Genomic DNA, 15662 nt, shown 5'->3' with positions numbered 1-15662 from the left:
CTGGGCTGCGAAGCAGCCCTAAAACCAGACACCCGGGACTATCAGGTATAGATAAACCGATTCACAACCCCCTCCAGCATCTCCTGTCGCCCACTCACGGCCTGCGGGTTCAGCTCGTGGGCAAACGCATGCTCGGCCAGCGACTCCAGGCTGAACTCGCCCGCCAGTACCGCCTTGCCCAGCGGCTGCTGCCAGCCGGCATATCGCTGGTCCTTGAACTGCTGCAGTTGGTCGTTTTGCACCATGGCTGCCGCGCGCTCAAGGGCCAGGGCCAGGGTGTCCATGGCGGCGACGTGGCCGTAGAACAGGTCGACCTCGTCCAGGCTCTGGCGCCGCACCTTGGAGTCGAAGTTATAGCCGCCATTCTTGAAACCGCCAGCCTTGAGGATTTCATAAGTGGCCAGGGTCATCTCTTCGACACTGTTGGGAAACTGGTCGGTGTCCCAGCCGTTCTGCGGGTCGCCACGGTTGGCATCGATGCTGCCGAAGATCCCCAGGGACACGGCAGTGGCAATTTCATGCTGAAAACTGTGCCCGGCGAGGGTGGCGTGGTTGGCCTCGATATTCACCTTTATCTCGTGTTCCAGGCCGTACTCATGCAGAAAGCCGAACACCGTGGCGCTGTCGTAATCGTATTGGTGCTTGGTCGGCTCCTGAGGCTTGGGTTCGATCAGCAGGTCGCCCTTGAAGCCGATCTTGTGCTTGTGCTCCACCACCATGCGCATAAAACGCCCGAGCTGTTCGCGCTCGCGTTTGAGGTCGGTATTGAGCAGCGTTTCATAACCTTCACGGCCACCCCAGAGCACGTAGTTGGAGCCCTTGAGCCGGTGGGTGGCGTTCATTGCGCTGAACACCTGGGCGGCGGCGTAGGCAAACACCTGCGGGTCCGGGTTGCTCGCGGCGCCGGCGGCAAAGCGCGGGTTGCTGAAGCAGTTGGCGGTGCCCCACAACAGCTTGATGCCGGTCTGTTCCTGGTGGCGCTCCAGGTGGTCGACCATGTGCGCAAAGTGGTTGCGGTACTCCTTGAGCGAGCTGCCCTCGGGGGCCACGTCGGTGTCGTGAAAACTGTAGTAGTCGATGCCCAGCTTGGAGAAAAACTCAAAGGCCGCGTCCGCCTTGCCGATGGCCAGTTCCATCGGCTCGCCGCTACGCTGCCACGGCCGCTTGAAGGTGCCCGAGCCAAACACATCCGCCCCTGGCCACACAAAGGTGTGCCAATAACAGACGGCCATGCGCAGGTGCTCGCGCATGGGTTTGCCGAGGATCAGCTTGTCGGCATCGTAATGGCGAAAGGCGAGGGGAGCGTCGCTGCTGGGGCCTTCGAAGCGAACCTTCTCGACACCTGGGAAGTACGGCATGGCGTTTTTCCTTATTGTTCTTGGCGATGGTCTGATACTAGCAACGGCGGTGGGGCTGCTGATTATGAAAATCACCAAAGGAGCGTGCGATTTTGAGTAGCGGGGGCTAGGCTTGGACGACTGGCCCCAGGACAAAAACAATGAAAACCCTACCGCCCGTCCACCGCATCGCGCTGCTCTTCAACGGCAGCAAAATCTACGACCGCGGCATCATCGCCGGCATCGGCAACTACCTGAGCAGCACCCGCGCTTCGTGGGACTTGTTCCTGGAGGAAGACTTTCTGTGCCGCCTGCGCGGGATCGAGCGCTGGCAGGGCGACGGCATCATTGCCGACTTCGACGACCCTTTGATCGGCGAGGCGTTGGCCGGCAGCCAGTTGCCGGTGGTGGCGGTGGGCGGTTCCTATGAGGATGCACGCGCCTATCCCCAGGGCATTCCCTACGTGGCGACCGACAATTACGGGTTGATGAAGTTGGCCTACGAGCACCTGATCGAGGCCGGGCTTACGCGTTTTGCCTGTTTCAGCCTGCCCGAAGCCCAGGCCAATCGCTGGGCCCAGGAGCGCGAAAAAGCCTTTCGCCGCCTGATGCAGCGCGATGGCTTGCAAGTGCAGATCTATCGCGGCCTGGGCACCAGCGCGCCGATGTGGGACAGCGCGGTGGAGCAGCAAATCGCCTGGCTGGAAAGTCTGCCCAAACCCATCGGCATCATCGCCGTCACCGACGCCCGTGCCCGGCAGTTGCTGCAAGCCTGTCTCACTGCCGGCATCGCCGTGCCGGAGCAAGTCGCATTGATCGGCATCGACAACGACCCGCTGACGCGCACCCTCACGCGCGTGCCGCTGAGCTCGGTGATCCAGGGCACGGAAACCATGGGGCGCACGGCCGCCGCCTTGCTGCACCAGATGTTGCACGGCAAACCGTGCGTGGGCACGCAGGTCCTGGTGCCGCCGGAGGCTATCAATGTGCAGGCTTCCAGCTTGCATCAACCCTTGGGTAATCCGTACGTGATGCAGGCGTTGCTGTTTATCCGGCAATACGCCTGCCAGGGCATCAAGACCGACCAGGTGGCGGCCTATGTCGGCGTGTCGCGTTCATCCCTGGAAGCGCACTTTCGCAAGGTGCGCGGCTGCAGCGTGCATGATGAGATTCTACGGTTCAAACTGGCGGCGGCGGCCAATGGGTTGCAACACGGCGATTTGGCGATTGCCGATATTGCCCAGCAGTGTGGTTTCAAGTCGGCGCAGTACCTGCATACGGTGTTTCGCCGCGAGTTTGGTTGTACGCCTCGTGAATATCAGCAGGGCGCTGCGTGTCATTGAGGCGGACCAGGAAGGCGCGATGCCGCAGCATCGCGCCAACGCAGGTCATGGCAGAGCGTAAGCGACCACGTAGTCACCACGGTCAGTGGACTGGCGCGCGCCGCCGGCGGTGATCACCACGTACTGCTTGCCGGTTTTCGGTGACACGTAGGTCATCGGGCCGCCCTGGCTGCCGACTGGCAGGCGGGCTTTCCACACTTCATCACCGTTGCCGCTGTTGAAGGCGCGCAGGTAGAAGTCCTGGGTGCCGGCCATGAAGATCAGGCCGCCCTGGGTCGACAGGGTGCCGCCGAGGGTCGGCAGGCCGATCTTGATCGGCAGGTGCATGCGGATGCCCAGGGGACCGGTGTCTTCAACGGTGCCGACCGGCACTTGCCACGCGACCTTCCGCGTCTTCATGTCGATGGCGGTCAGGGTGCCGAACGGCGGCGCCTGGCAGGGGATGCCGGCCACGGACAGGAAGCGGTTTTTGTTCACCGCATACGGCGTGCCCTTGAGCGGTACCGCGCCCATGCCGGTGTTCAGCGCCTCGCCACCGGAGGCGGCCAGGGCCTTGTTCTGCGACGGGATCATCTGGATCCACAGGCCCAGGCGCATGTCGTTGACGAAGATAAAGCCGTGCACCGGGTCGGTGGAGATACTGCCCCAGTTCATGCCGCCCAGGGAGCCGGGGAAACTCAGGGATTTATCGGTGCCCGGCGCGGTGTACAGGCCGTCGTAGCGCATGCCTTTGAAGTCGATGCGGCACAGCAACTGGTCGTACGGCGTGGCGCCCCACATGTCCGACTCGCTCAGGGTCTGCGCGCCGATCTGCGGCATGCCCACCGATTTCGGCTGGGTTGGCGAGTAGGGCTCGTTGGGGATATTGGCGGCCTTGACCGCTACGTCCTTGACCTCGGTCAGCGGTTTGCCGCTGGCGCGGTCGAGTACATAGATCTGCCCGGCCTTGGTGCCGATCACTAGCGCAGGTACAGCCTTGTCGCTGCCCGGTGGGGTGAAGTCGATCAGGCTCGGCTGCATCGGCAGGTCGAAGTCCCACAGGTCATTGTGGACGGTCTGGTACACCCACTTTTCGGCGCCGGTGGAGGCATCCAAGGCCAGCACCGAGGCGCCGTATCGGTGGTCGAGCGCGGTGCGTTCCACTCCATAGATGTCGGTGGAGGAGCTGCCCATCGGCAGAAAGACCGTATTCATCAGCGGGTCGTAGGACATCGGTGCCCAGCTGTTGGGCGTGCTGCGCACGTAGGTGCTGTCGCCGGTGGGGGCCTGTTTGTCTTGCGGGTTGCCTGGGTCGAAGGCCCAGCGCATCTGGCCGCTGATCACGTCAAAGCCACGGATCACGCCGCCCGGCATGTCGGCTTGCACGTTATCCGCAACGCGGCCGCCGACCACCACGGTGGTACCTGCGATCAGTGGGGCGGAGGACAGTTGGTAGTAGCTGTCCGGCACATTGCCCAGGCCGGCTTTCAAATCCACTTGGCCATGGTTGCCGAAGTCTTCGCAGAATTGGCCGGTGTCGGCATCCACCGCGATCAGGCGTGCATCGATGGTGTTGGTCAGCAAGCGACGCTGGCACTGCGCGCCGGCGGGGACACTGGCGGCGATGATGGGCGAGCTGTTCGGCTGGGTCGGTTGGGCAATCGGCGCGGTGGCGTCGAAATACGCCATGCCCCGGCAACGCTGCCACACCGCCGATTTAGCGTTGATCGGGTTCTTCCACAGCTCTTTGCCGGTGTCGGCGTCCAGGGCGATCAGGTTGTTGTGCGGGGTGCAGATGAACACTTTGTTGCCGATCTGCAGCGGCGTGAGTTGGTCTTCGGCACCGTTGCCGTCGCTGATGGCCACGTCGCCGGTGCGGTAGGTCCAGGCCACTTTGAGCTTGTCGACGTTGTTGCGGTTGATCTGGTCCAGCGCCGCGAAGCGGCTGCCGCCTTCGGTATTGCCGTAGTGCGCCCAGTCTTTCTGCGCGTCGGCCGCGACTACCGGCGTAACACCCGGGCCTGCACCCGTCGGGGCGACGCTTGGGTGGGCGACAAACATATTGCCCGCCGCAACCGTCACACCCACCGCCAACAAGGCGGCAACGCCATAGGCGCCGCGTGCCGGTTTGCCGAGCAACAGCGGGTACACCAGCGCCACCACCAGGCCGATGACCGCAAACATGAACAGCCGCGAGAACAGGGGCCAGAACACCAGGCCTACATCCGCCACCGCCCAGACAGCCGTGCCGACCAGGAACGCGGCGAACAACCACGCACCGGCGGGTTTGCGTCGGGCAATCAACAGGCCGGCAACCGCCATGGTCACGCCGCCGATCAGGAAGTACCACGAACCTCCCAGGCTGACCAGCTTGGCGCCGCCCACGGCCAGCGCAAGGCCGAGCAGGGCGACGACAACGCCCAGGCCCAGGAGGAGGAATCTAGAGACGCCAGCGGCGCGCGATGCTCGTTTCATATCGAAAGGACTCGAGTGAGAGAGGGCAAAGACGCGATGTTAGCAAGATAAGTAACCAGTTAGTACATTATGCCGTCGCAATAGACAATTACAGATGCTGCGGTAATGGATTGAGGCGAGCATGGACGCGCTGAGATCAAGATGTGGGAGGAGGCAAGTCGAATCGTCGCACCGCGCCTCCCACCTTTGATGCGTTATCAATCAACGAAACGCCGGCACCACCTGCTCGATAAACAACTTCAACGACTTCTTCTTTTCCGCATGGGGCAAGCTGTTGTCGCACCAGAAGCTGAACTCATCCACCCCCAGTTCCTGGTAGTACTGGATACGCGGGATGATTTCGGCGGCGGTGCCGATCATCGCGGTCTTGTGCAGGCTCTCCAGTTCGAACTCCGGGCGGGCGGCGAATTTTTCTTCCGGGCTTGGCGCCAGGAAGCCGTTGACCGGCACTGCTTTATTGCCGAACCAGGCATCGAAGGTGCGATAGAACTTCGAGATCGCCTTGGCCCCGACTTTCCAGCCGTCCGGGTCGTCGGCCGCATGCACGTGGGTGTGGCGCAGCACCATCAGTTGCGGGCGCGGCACGTCCGGGTTGTTGTCGAGGGCCGCCTGGAATTTGTTTTTCAGGTCGAGGACTTCTTCATCGCCCTTCATCAACGGCGTGACCATCACATTGCAGCCGTTGGCCACCGCAAAGTTATGGGAGTCCGGGTCGCGGGCGGCGATCCACATCGGCGGGTTGGGTTGCTGGATCGGCTTGGGCACGCTGGTGGAGGTGGGGAATTTCCAGATATCGCCGTCGTGGGCGTAGTCACCCTGCCACAGTGCACGGACCACCGGCACCATTTCACGCAGGGCCTGGCCGCCGCTGGAGGCGGGCATGCCGCCGGCCATGCGGTCAAATTCCACCTGGTACGCGCCGCGAGCCAGGCCGACTTCCATGCGCCCGTTGCTGATCACGTCGAGCAAGGCGCATTCGCCCGCCACCCGCAGCGGGTGCCAGAACGGCGCGATGATGGTGCCGGCGCCCAGATGAATCGTAGTGGTCTTGGCTGCGAGGTAAGCCAACAGCGGCATCGGGCTTGGCGAGATGGTGTATTCCATGGCGTGATGTTCGCCAATCCACACGGTGCTGAAACCACCGGCCTCGGCCATCAGGGTCAGTTCGGTCAGGTCTTCGAACAACTGACGATGGCTGACACTTTCGTCCCAACGCTCCATGTGCACGAACAGCGAAAACTTCATGATGCTTACCTCTAATCTGTTGTTATTTTGCGCAAATACCGGGTTTGCTGGGAGGGTCAGGCAGGCACGGGCAGGCGCCCATTTTGCCGTGGCAATAGACCAAGGGCCCATTGGCCTGTTCCGGCACGATCAGGTTCTTCACCGAGCCGACCATGATGGCGTGGTCGCCGCCTTCATATTCACGCCACAGCTCGCACTCGATCACCGCCGTGGCATTCGCCAGGATCGGGTTGCCCAGCGCGCTGAGTGTCCATTCGATGCCCTGCGCCTTGTCCTTGCCCTTGCGCGCAAACGCATAGGCCTCGCTTTGCTGCCCGCCCGACAGGACGTGGATGGCAAAGCGCTTGTTCTTGATCAGAATCGGGTAGGAGTCGGAGCTGTAATTGGGGCAGAACAGCACTAGGGCCGGGTCCATGGACAACGAGCTGAAGGCGCTGGCGGTGAGACCGACGATCTGTCCGTCGTCATCGAGCGTGGTGATCACGGTGACTCCGGACGGAAACGAACCCATCACTTGTTTGTAGATGGCGGCATCGATCATGTGACGGTCCTCTGCGGTGAAACGGTTTTTATCAATTTGTAGGTATGATGGTATACCGTAATACACAGCTTGCAAGCGCTTTTTTACACAGCCGATAAACGTCTGTTCCGAGCTCAATGCTCAATGATTACAGGGTTTTTAGCGGGAGGCACGGGGCGTCATGACGGCAGGGAACCGGATCAGCTGCCGGTAAAACCAGCGGATCAGTCTTGTGAAAATGTTGGAATACCATAATATGGTGTTCATCTGAGGAGCGCCTAAAAGGCTCCCCCGGTTTGGCGTCAAACAACTATAAGATCAGACAAACGCGAGTTCATTTCCATGCCCCAGATGTCCCGGCAAGACCCCCTGATCGAGCATCATACAGTCGATTATGTCCCCCTCGCGGAACGCCATGGAAAGGCCCGCGATCTGTTCACTTTATGGTTCAGCACCAATATCGCGCCGCTGCCGATTGTGACCGGCGCCATGGTGGCCCAGGTGTTCCATCTCAATCTGGCCTGGGGGCTGCTGGCGATTGCCCTCGGGCACCTGCTCGGCGGTATCGTGATTGCCCTTGCCTCGGCCCAGGGGCCGCGCATGGGCATTCCGCAGATGGTGCAGAGCCGCGGCCAGTTTGGTCGTTACGGCGCATTGCTGATCGTGTTTTTTGCCGCGCTGATCTATATCGGTTTCTTTATTTCCAACGTCGTGCTGGCCGGTAAATCCATCGTCGGCATCGTGCCGTCGGTACCGGTGCCGGCGAGTATCCTGATCGGCGCCCTCAGCGCTACGGCCATCGGCGTGATCGGTTACCGCTTTATCCATAGCTTGAACCGCATCGGTACCTGGGTCATGGGCAGCGCGTTGTTGGCGGGATTTACCTACATCTTTGCCCATGACCTGCCAGCGGATTTTTTCAGCCGCGGCGGCTTCAACGCAGCCGGTTGGCTGGCCACCGTGTCCCTTGGCGTGATCTGGCAGATCAGCTTTTCGCCTTACACCAGCGACTACTCGCGTTATCTGCCAGCGGATATCGGCATCACGCGGCCATTTCTCGCCACTTACCTGGGCGCGACCCTCGGCACCCTTTTGTCCTTCGCCTTCGGCCTGGTCGCCGCCCTGGCCACACCCGAGGGCACCGAAGCCATGGCAGCGGTTAAGCAGGCCACCGGCTGGCTGGGGCCGATCCTGATGGTGCTGTTTCTGCTCAATATCATCAGCCACAACGCCTTGAATCTGTACGGCGCGGTGCTGTCGATCGTCACCTCGATCCAGACCTTCGCCAGCCACTGGACGCCTAGCATCAAAGTGCGCGTGATGTTGTCGGGCCTGATCCTTACCGGTTGCTGCGTGGTGGCGCTGGGCGCTTCGGCGGACTTCATCTCACAGTTCATCGGTCTGATCCTCGCGCTGTTGCTGGTGCTGGTGCCATGGGCGTCGATCAACCTGATCGACTTCTACGTCATCAAGCGCGGTGTCTATGACATCGCTTCGATCTTCCAGGCGGATGGCGGGGTGTATGGGCGCTTTAACCTGCATGCGATCGTGGCGTATTTCATCGGCATTATCGTGCAGTTGCCCTTTGCCAATACGTCGCTGTACGTGGGGCCGTGGGCCAATCTGGTGGAAGGCGCGGACCTGTCGTGGCTGGTGGGGTTGGTGGTGACGTGCCCGCTGTATTACTGCCTGGCGACACGTCAACACACCCGGAAGGTCGGGGCGGGGCGGTTGGGCTACACCGACTGACCCATTCCCGCAAACTCCTCCAGCGCATCACGCAATGCGCCCTCGAAGTATGCCTTCGAGGCGCGATCCCACAGGATATGCAACGCCGGCATCTCCACAGTGCCGGTGTGGATCACAATCGCATTGACCCGCGCCACCGAGGTTTGCGCCACCATCCCCGGCTTGAAGGCCGGGGCGCTCAAGTCAACGCCACACAGCTTTGCCATTACCTGCGCAATCACGCCGCCGCTGAGCAGCACGCAAGCATGGCTGTCCTGTCGTGGCAGCAGGTAGTTGGCGCGGTGGTCCAGTTCCCAACGTGCTTCTTCATCGGCGATCCGTTGGCCGTGGTCCTGGGGGCTGCCCATTACGAGGTACTCGGTCTGCGACAGGCGCGCCACCCAACTGCCGTCGGCCTGGGCGACGGCGCGGTTGGGCGCTTCGGGCAGGGTGAAGCCGCACGCGCCGAGGTATTCGGCGCTGTGCGCGCCGCGAAAGCCGACCCGGGGCAGGTCGGTCTGGTCGATCAGGCGGCACGGCGTGATCAGGTCGTGGGCTTTCAGACTGGTCATGGCTTAACCCTCCTGGCGGGTGTTGGTGGGGTCGAAGAACGGCAGTTGCACCACTTCGGCCTGGACGACGATGCCGCCCTCGACACGAATCGGAATGCGCTGCCCCAGTGTGCTTTGCTCGACCCCGGCATAGGCCAGGCCGATGATGCGGCCCAGGGTCGTGGAGTATTCGCAGGAGGTGACGTTGCCGCTGATGTCCGGGCCGTTGAGCACCAAGTGACCTTCCAGCGGTTGTACGCTGCCCTTGGGCAAGGTGAAACCCACCAGTTTGCGCTTCAGCGGTTGGGCTTCGAGGATGTCCACCGAGCGTCGGCCGACGAAAAACGGCTTGTTGCGGCTCACCGCCCAGCCCATGTCGATTTCTGCCGGGTGGGTCATGCCGTCGGTGTCCTGGCTGATGATCACGTGACCTTTTTCCAGGCGCAGCAGGCGTTGGGTCTCGACGCCGAAGGGGCGAATGTCGAAGGCCTTGCCGGCTGCCATCAGCGCGTCCCACAGCGCCAGGCCATGGCGCGCGCAAACGTGGATTTCATAGCCCAGTTCGCCGACGAACCCGACCCGCAGCAGACGCGCCTTGATCCCGGCCACCGTGCCCTGGCGCACGCCCAGGTAGGGGAAGCCTTCGGCACTGAGGTCGAGGTCTTTGCACACCTGCTCCAGCACCTTGCGCGAATCCGGCCCGGCGACGTTGACCGCGCAGATCGCCGCCGTGACGTTGGTCACGTCCACGTCCAGGCGCCACTGTGCGTTCCACTTGAGCATCTGCTGGTAGATGCGGTCGACGCCGCTGGTGGTGGCAGTGACGTAGAAGTGGTTGTCGGCCAGCCGTGCGCACACGCCGTCGTCGATCACCACGCCGTGTTCGTTGGTCATCAGCGCATAACGCGAACGGCCCACCGGTTGCTTGATGAACGCAAAGGTGTACATCCGGTTGAGCAATTCGGCGGCGTCGGGGCCGCGCACGTCGAGGCCGCGAGGGTCGAGACGTCGATCAGCCCGACCTTGTTGCGCACATGCAGCGCTTCGGCCTGCATGCACGCCTCGCGGTGCTGGGCCTTGCCGTAATACGCCGGGCGCTGCCAGATACCGGCGGGCATCATTTTCGCGCCGGCCTGCACATGGCGCGCGTGCATCGGTGTTTGCCGGTAGGGATCGAAGGCCCGCCCGGCCACATGCGCGAGTTTCTCCGCGACGAACGGCGGCCGCGCGGTGGTGACTCCGGTTTCACTGATATTGCGTTGGGTCGCCCAGGCCACCAGCCGCGCGGTAGGCAGCGCCGAATGGCGGCCCTGGGACGGGCCCATGCCCACGGTGGAATAACGTTTGACCAACTGCACATCGCGGTAGCCGATGCGCGTGGCGTTGACGATATCCGCCACTTGCAGGTCTTCGTCAAAATCGACGAAGTCCTTGCCCTTGGGATGCGGAAAAATCGGCCAGTTGAAATTGACCTGGGCTTCACTGCGCAGCGGCGCGGGTGGGCTGGCAGTGGTCATGCCGAGGGTGAGCACACTGTCGGCGGCGGCATGGGTGGCGTCTGCCAGCACGTTGTCCAACTGGTGCCGACCGTTCACGGAGCCGGCCACACGCAGGTTCCGTGGCAGGCCACTGAGACTGAACTCTGCGCGCCGGTCGTCATACGCCAGCTTGCCGCCGGCCTGGCACAGCAGTTGATACACCGGCATGTAGCCGGCCGACATGCACAGCAGGTCGCAGTCGATCACCTGCGCGCTGGCGCTGACCTGGCCCTGGCCGGTGATCTGGCGCACGTCGACGCCCTTCACATGACGCAGGCCTTTTTCATGCAGGGCCTCGAATACCGTGCTGTTGGTGTGGCACGGGATCTTGCGCCGGGCCAGGGCGCAGGCAGGGCGCTGTCCGCCGGGGCATGGCGCAAGTCGATCACGGCCGCCACGTCCACGCCCAGGTCATGCAGGTCGAGGGCCGCCAGGTAGCCATCGTCATTGCCGGTGAGCACCACCGCGCGCTTGCCCGGCTTGACCGCATAGAGCTTCATCAGGCGTTGCGCGGCGCTGGTCAGCATCACCCCCGGCAGGTCGTTGTTGCGGAAGACCACCGGCTGGTCGAACGAGCCGCTGCACACCAGGCACTGGCGCGCACGTACTTTGTACAGGCGTTTGCCCTGGATCACCGGCAGGTAGTTGTCGGTAAACCAGGCGTTGCAGGTGGCGTCGGTCAGCACCTGGATATTGGCGTGTTGTTGCACCGCGTCGATCAGTTCGTGGCGCAGGCGGTCGGCACGGGTGCCTTCGATATCGAAGCGTGCGTAGGTCAGCGAGCCGCCGAGGATCGGCTGCTGTTCGATCAGCAGCACCTTGGCCCCGGCATTCGCGGCAGACAGCGCGGCCTGCAACCCGGCCGGTCCGGCACCGATCACCGCCAGGTCGGTAAACAGGTAGGCCTTGTCGTAATACTCAGGCGCAAAGGACAGGTCGAGCACGCCCAGGCCGGCCTTTTTGCGGATGATCGGCTCCCAGACTTTCCACATGCCCTTGGGCTTGTAGAACGAACGGTAGTAAAAACCCACCGGCATGAACTTGGAAAACTTGCCCAGGTAGGCGTCCCTGTCGTTATCCAGCGAGCCGTTGACGTTCTGTGCAGTCACCGCCAAACCGGCGGACAGCGCGTGGGCATCGGCCAACACATTGGGCTCCCGGGGCAGTTGCACCAGGCTGTTGGCGTCCTGGCCGGCCATGGTCAACGGGCCGCGTGGACGGTGGTACTTGAACGAGCGCGACAGCAGGAAGCGTCCGTTGGCGAGCAGGGCGCTGGCGATGCTGTCGCCCTGCAAACCTTGGTAGGGCAGGCCGTCGAAACTGAAGTCGAGTGGCTGGTCACGCTGGATCAGCAGGCCCATGGGGGCGGGAAGGCGGTTCATCCGGCGATCTCCTTGGCGGTGTGGAAGTCGACGCGGGTGGTGAACACTTCGCGGGGATCGAAGGTGCGCACGATCTCATCGGTGACCGTGTGGCGCTCGGCGAGGAACCAGTAGCTCGAGGGTGTGTGCATCCACCATTCGCGCACCACACCGGCGAGGTTGTCGGTGTTGAACACGTAGTCGGCCCATTCAGCGTCGCTGCAATTGACCGGGTCGGGCATCGGCTTGAACTCGCCGCCGTAGGTGAATTCGCTAATATTGCGCGGCCCGTTGAGCGGGCACATCATGATTTTCATCGTCTGCTCTCCGTCAGTGGCTGGCCGCCGTGGCGCCCATTTCGTTGACTTGCTGGAAGGTCGAGAAGCGTTCCAGACCAAACGGCTTGATCAACTCCGGCACCTTGCCGCCGCTGGCGACCAGTTCGGCCATGGTCTTGCCGCAGATCGGCGTGGCCTTGAAACCCCAGGTGCCCCAACCGGCGTCGAGGTAGTAATTCTTTACCGGTGACAGGCCCATGATCGGGCTGTAGTCGGGGGTCATGTCGGTTATCCCGGCCCATTGGCGCATCAACTTGGCGTTGGCCAGAAACGGGAACATTTCGATGGCGTGGGCCAGCAGGCTTTCTTTCAGATCCAGGGTGGAGCGCGTGTTGAACAGCGGGTAGGGGTCGGAACCGCCGCCAAATACCACTTCGCCGCGACTGGTTTGCTGCACATAGCAGTGCAGGGCCGAGGAACTCACCAGAGGGTCAAGGAACGGTTTGAACGGTTGGGTGACCATGGCCTGCAATGGGAAAGTCTGAATCGGCGAGCGGATGCCGGCCTTGGCCATCAGCAACGAGCTGTGCCCGGCAATCGCCTGCACCGCGCAGCCGCACTGGATCGTGCCGCGGTTGGTTTTCACCGCGGTGATGGCGCCGTTTTCGATCACCAGGTCCTGCACTTCGGTGAGTTGATGGATTTCCACGCCGCGCTTGGCCGCCTGCTTGGCGTAGCCCCAGGCCACGGCATCGTGGCGCGCGGTGGCGCCGTCGATATGCCAGAGCCCGGCGATCACCGGCAAATGGCCGGGGTCGAGGTTGAGGCTGGGCACCAGCTCGCGGATCTGCTGGCGGTCGATCATCTCGGTGCGCCCGCCGAAGTGCTTGTTCACTTCGGCACGCTGGCGGAACGAACGCACGGTAGCGTCGGTGTGGGCCAGGGTCAGTTGGCCGCGCTCGGAATACATGATGTTGAAGTCGAATTCATTGGACAGCGCCTGGAACATCTTTACCGACTCGGCGTAAAAACGAACGCCCTCGCTGGTGAGGTAGTTGGAACGGATTACTGCGGTATTGCGCGCGGTATTGCCGCCGCCCAGGTAGGCTTTTTCCAGCACCGCGATATGGGTGATGCCGTGGTACTTGGCCAGGTAATAGGCGGTGGCCAGGCCATGGCCACCGGCGCCGATGATCACTACGTCATAGCGGGCCTTGAGTTCCTTGGGCGGTGGCAGATCCACTTCCACCGGGTACTCCGAACTCAGCCCATATTTCAATAGATTGAATGGCATACGGCCTCCGATCGGCTGCGTTGGGCGTGGTGTTGCGCCAGGGCGGCGGCCACGGTGTTTTTCATCAGGAAGGCAATGGTCATTGGCCCGACACCGCCGGGCACCGGGGTAATGGCGGCGACATGGGGCAGGGCGCTGTCGAAGTCGACATCGCCCACCAGGCGGCTGCGACCGTCGTCGTCGATGCGGTTGATGCCCACGTCGATGACCACCGCGCCGGGCTTCAACCAGCTCGCGTCAACCAAGCGGGCGCGGCCCACGGCGGCGATCACGATATCGGCCTGTCGGCACAGCGCCTGCGCGTTCTGGCTGCGTGAGTGCAGCACGGTCACCGAGCAATCGGCCTTGAGCAGCAGCGCGGCCATGGGCTTGCCGACAATGTTCGAACGGCCGATGACCACCGCGTGTTTGCCGCGCAGGTCGCCGCAGGTTTGCTCCAGCAGATACAGGCAACCGCTCGGCGTGCACGGCATGAGCACCGCGCGACCCTGGCTGAGACCGCCGACGTTCTGGCTGTGGAAACCGTCCACGTCCTTATGCGGCGCGATGGCTTCCAGGGCGCGCAGTTCGTCGATCTGCGCCGGCAGCGGCAGTTGCAGGAGGATGCCGTGGATCGCCGGGTGGGTGTTCAATTGGCCGATCAGGATCAGCAATTGTTCGGTGCTGGTGTCGTCGGGCAGACGGTGTTCCAGGGAGCGGATGCCCACCTCGTCGGCGCGCAGGATCTTGTTGCGCACATACACCTGGCTGGCCGGGTCGCTGCCCACCAGGATCACGGCCAGGGCCGGTTGAATGTCTTGCGCGAGCAGGCGCGCCACGTCTTCACGCACTTGCAGCAGCACGCGAGCGGCCGCGGCTTTGCCATCGATCAGTTTAGCGGCGCTCACCGGAACACCACCGTTCTGTCCTGATTGAGAAACACCCGGTGCTCCAGGTGGTACTTGACCGCCTTGGACAGGGCCACGGTTTCGGTGTCGCGGCCGATGGCGACCAGATCGTCGGGTTTGTACACGTGGTCGACGCGCTGCACCTGCTGCTCGATGATCGGGCCTTCATCCAGGTCGCTGGTGACGTAGTGCGCGGTGGCACCGATCAGCTTCACACCGCGTTGATAAGCCTGGTGATAGGGCTTGGCACCCTTGAAGCCGGGCAGGAATGAGTGATGAATATTGATCGCCCGTCCCGACAGTTGCCGGCACAGGTCGTCGGAGAGGATCTGCATGTAGCGCGCCAACACCACCAGCTCAGTGCGGGTGTCATCGACGATCTTCATCAGCTCGGCTTCCTGCGCGGCTTTGTTGTCCCTGGACACCGGCAGATAGATAAAGCGAATACCCTCGCGCTCGGCCATGGGCCGCAGGTCGAGGTGGTTGGAGACGATGGCGGTGATGGTCATGTCCATCTCGCCCTTGTGGTAGCGGTAGAGCAGGTCGGTGAGGCAGTGGTCGAACTTGCTCACCATCAGCATCACGCGCATCGGCTCGCGGGTGTCGTGCAGCTCCCACTGCATGTCGAAGGCCTGGGCGACCTCGGCGAAACCGTCTTTGATCTGTTGCAGGTCGCCCTCATGCCCATCGTTGAAACGGAACACCGCACGCATGAAAAAGCGGCCGCTGAAATCATCGTCGAACTGCGCCATCTCCCCGATATAGCATGCGCTGTCCGCCAGGTAGGTGGTGACGGCAGCGACGATACCGGACACGGCGGGGCAGGTGACCTTGATGATGAAATGGTTTTTCTCGTGTTGCATGACACGTCCTCGGGGTGATGGCGGCAGCTCATCGCATAGCGAAAATGTCTGAGGACAGCAGGCTCATTCCTTGAGCGCGTTTTCTTGTGGGGAATAATATATTCCTGAGATGGCTTTATAGGGGAAGAGGGGGCGGGGCGTCCAGCTCTATTTTGAAAGTTTTTTAACTGAGAGGAATTTTTACCGCTACGAGCGGACAGCTCGAACGCGGTTGGAAATAGGGGAGGGAGTAAGCCCCTCCCACATTTGGACCTTTGTGCTTC

The 15662-nt window shown here is 62.5% G+C and carries 11 protein-coding genes and 1 pseudogene; 2 read left to right on the top strand and 10 right to left on the bottom strand.

Going from position 1 to position 15662, the window contains the following annotated elements; genetic code table 11:
• Positions 1-41: 41 nt before the first annotated feature.
• A complete protein-coding gene (gene xylA / locus JWR98_RS12605) occupies positions 42-1358 on the bottom strand; it encodes a xylose isomerase (protein WP_078732715.1) in 1317 nt (438 codons plus the stop codon).
• Between the two features lie 140 nt (positions 1359-1498).
• Here xylA and JWR98_RS12600 point away from each other — a divergent pair, with 140 nt between their 5' ends.
• Positions 1499-2680, top strand: coding sequence for a XylR family transcriptional regulator (locus JWR98_RS12600; RefSeq protein ID WP_078732716.1), 1182 nt, complete (start codon positions 1499-1501; stop codon positions 2678-2680).
• Between the two features lie 45 nt (positions 2681-2725).
• On the opposite strand, the gene JWR98_RS12595 is transcribed toward JWR98_RS12600, so the two are convergent.
• The 3 genes from JWR98_RS12595 to JWR98_RS12585 form a co-directional block, all read right to left on the bottom strand.
• A complete protein-coding gene (locus JWR98_RS12595) occupies positions 2726-5134 on the bottom strand; it encodes a glucose/quinate/shikimate family membrane-bound PQQ-dependent dehydrogenase (RefSeq protein WP_205490179.1) in 2409 nt (802 codons plus the stop codon).
• 201 nt (positions 5135-5335) lie between these two features.
• Positions 5336-6379, bottom strand: coding sequence for an LLM class flavin-dependent oxidoreductase (locus JWR98_RS12590; protein ID WP_078824158.1), 1044 nt, complete (start codon positions 6377-6379; stop codon positions 5336-5338).
• Positions 6380-6401: 22 nt separating this feature from the next.
• Positions 6402-6920 (bottom strand): flavin reductase family protein, encoded by a 519-nt coding sequence (locus tag JWR98_RS12585; RefSeq protein WP_205490177.1) that lies wholly within the window; start codon positions 6918-6920, stop codon positions 6402-6404.
• Between the two features lie 321 nt (positions 6921-7241).
• Here JWR98_RS12585 and JWR98_RS12580 point away from each other — a divergent pair, with 321 nt between their 5' ends.
• Complete coding sequence (locus tag JWR98_RS12580) at positions 7242-8648, top strand: purine-cytosine permease family protein (protein WP_078732719.1); 1407 nt, start codon at positions 7242-7244, stop codon at positions 8646-8648.
• On the opposite strand, the gene JWR98_RS12575 is transcribed toward JWR98_RS12580, so the two are convergent.
• From JWR98_RS12575 to purU, 6 genes and pseudogenes are all read right to left on the bottom strand, one after another.
• Positions 8636-9199, bottom strand: a complete 564-nt coding sequence (locus JWR98_RS12575; protein WP_143480846.1) for a sarcosine oxidase subunit gamma — start codon at positions 9197-9199, stop codon at positions 8636-8638. The genes JWR98_RS12580 and JWR98_RS12575 overlap by 13 nt on opposite strands.
• Before the next feature lie 3 nt (positions 9200-9202).
• Positions 9203-12098, bottom strand: a pseudogene (locus JWR98_RS29905) (2Fe-2S iron-sulfur cluster-binding protein).
• Positions 12095-12394 (bottom strand): sarcosine oxidase subunit delta, encoded by a 300-nt coding sequence (locus JWR98_RS12565; RefSeq protein ID WP_078732721.1) that lies wholly within the window; start codon positions 12392-12394, stop codon positions 12095-12097. The pseudogene JWR98_RS29905 and the gene JWR98_RS12565 overlap by 4 nt, the downstream one beginning before the upstream one ends.
• 13 nt (positions 12395-12407) lie before the next feature.
• Positions 12408-13649, bottom strand: coding sequence for an FAD-dependent oxidoreductase (locus JWR98_RS12560; protein ID WP_078732722.1), 1242 nt, complete (start codon positions 13647-13649; stop codon positions 12408-12410).
• Positions 13631-14536, bottom strand: coding sequence for a bifunctional methylenetetrahydrofolate dehydrogenase/methenyltetrahydrofolate cyclohydrolase FolD (gene folD, locus JWR98_RS12555; protein ID WP_078732723.1), 906 nt, complete (start codon positions 14534-14536; stop codon positions 13631-13633). The genes JWR98_RS12560 and folD overlap by 19 nt, the downstream gene beginning before the upstream one ends.
• Complete coding sequence (gene purU / locus JWR98_RS12550) at positions 14533-15399, bottom strand: formyltetrahydrofolate deformylase (RefSeq protein ID WP_078732724.1); 867 nt, start codon at positions 15397-15399, stop codon at positions 14533-14535. Before purU ends, folD begins: the two co-directional genes overlap by 4 nt.
• Between the last annotated feature and the right edge of the window lie 263 nt (positions 15400-15662).

The organism is Pseudomonas lactucae (assembly GCF_016937615.1).
In the GTDB taxonomy this organism is placed as follows: domain Bacteria; phylum Pseudomonadota; class Gammaproteobacteria; order Pseudomonadales; family Pseudomonadaceae; genus Aquipseudomonas; species Aquipseudomonas lactucae.
Note: the sequence above shows the minus strand (reverse complement) of the source record. Positions and strands in the feature narration are given on the sequence as shown.

Excerpts from the sequence above, each read along its gene's own strand:
- xylA (WP_078732715.1), bottom strand. The coding sequence starts at position 1,358 with ATGCCGTACTTCCCAGGTGTCGAGAAGGTTCGCTTCGAAGGCCCCAGC.
- JWR98_RS12600 (WP_078732716.1), top strand. The coding sequence starts at position 1,499 with ATGAAAACCCTACCGCCCGTCCACCGCATCGCGCTGCTCTTCAACGGC.
- JWR98_RS12595 (WP_205490179.1), bottom strand. The coding sequence starts at position 5,134 with ATGAAACGAGCATCGCGCGCCGCTGGCGTCTCTAGATTCCTCCTCCTG.
- JWR98_RS12590 (WP_078824158.1), bottom strand. The coding sequence starts at position 6,379 with ATGAAGTTTTCGCTGTTCGTGCACATGGAGCGTTGGGACGAAAGTGTC.
- JWR98_RS12585 (WP_205490177.1), bottom strand. The coding sequence starts at position 6,920 with ATGATCGATGCCGCCATCTACAAACAAGTGATGGGTTCGTTTCCGTCC.
- JWR98_RS12580 (WP_078732719.1), top strand. The coding sequence starts at position 7,242 with ATGCCCCAGATGTCCCGGCAAGACCCCCTGATCGAGCATCATACAGTC.
- JWR98_RS12575 (WP_143480846.1), bottom strand. The coding sequence starts at position 9,199 with ATGACCAGTCTGAAAGCCCACGACCTGATCACGCCGTGCCGCCTGATC.
- JWR98_RS12565 (WP_078732721.1), bottom strand. The coding sequence starts at position 12,394 with ATGAAAATCATGATGTGCCCGCTCAACGGGCCGCGCAATATTAGCGAA.
- JWR98_RS12560 (WP_078732722.1), bottom strand. The coding sequence starts at position 13,649 with ATGCCATTCAATCTATTGAAATATGGGCTGAGTTCGGAGTACCCGGTG.
- purU (WP_078732724.1), bottom strand. The coding sequence starts at position 15,399 with ATGCAACACGAGAAAAACCATTTCATCATCAAGGTCACCTGCCCCGCC.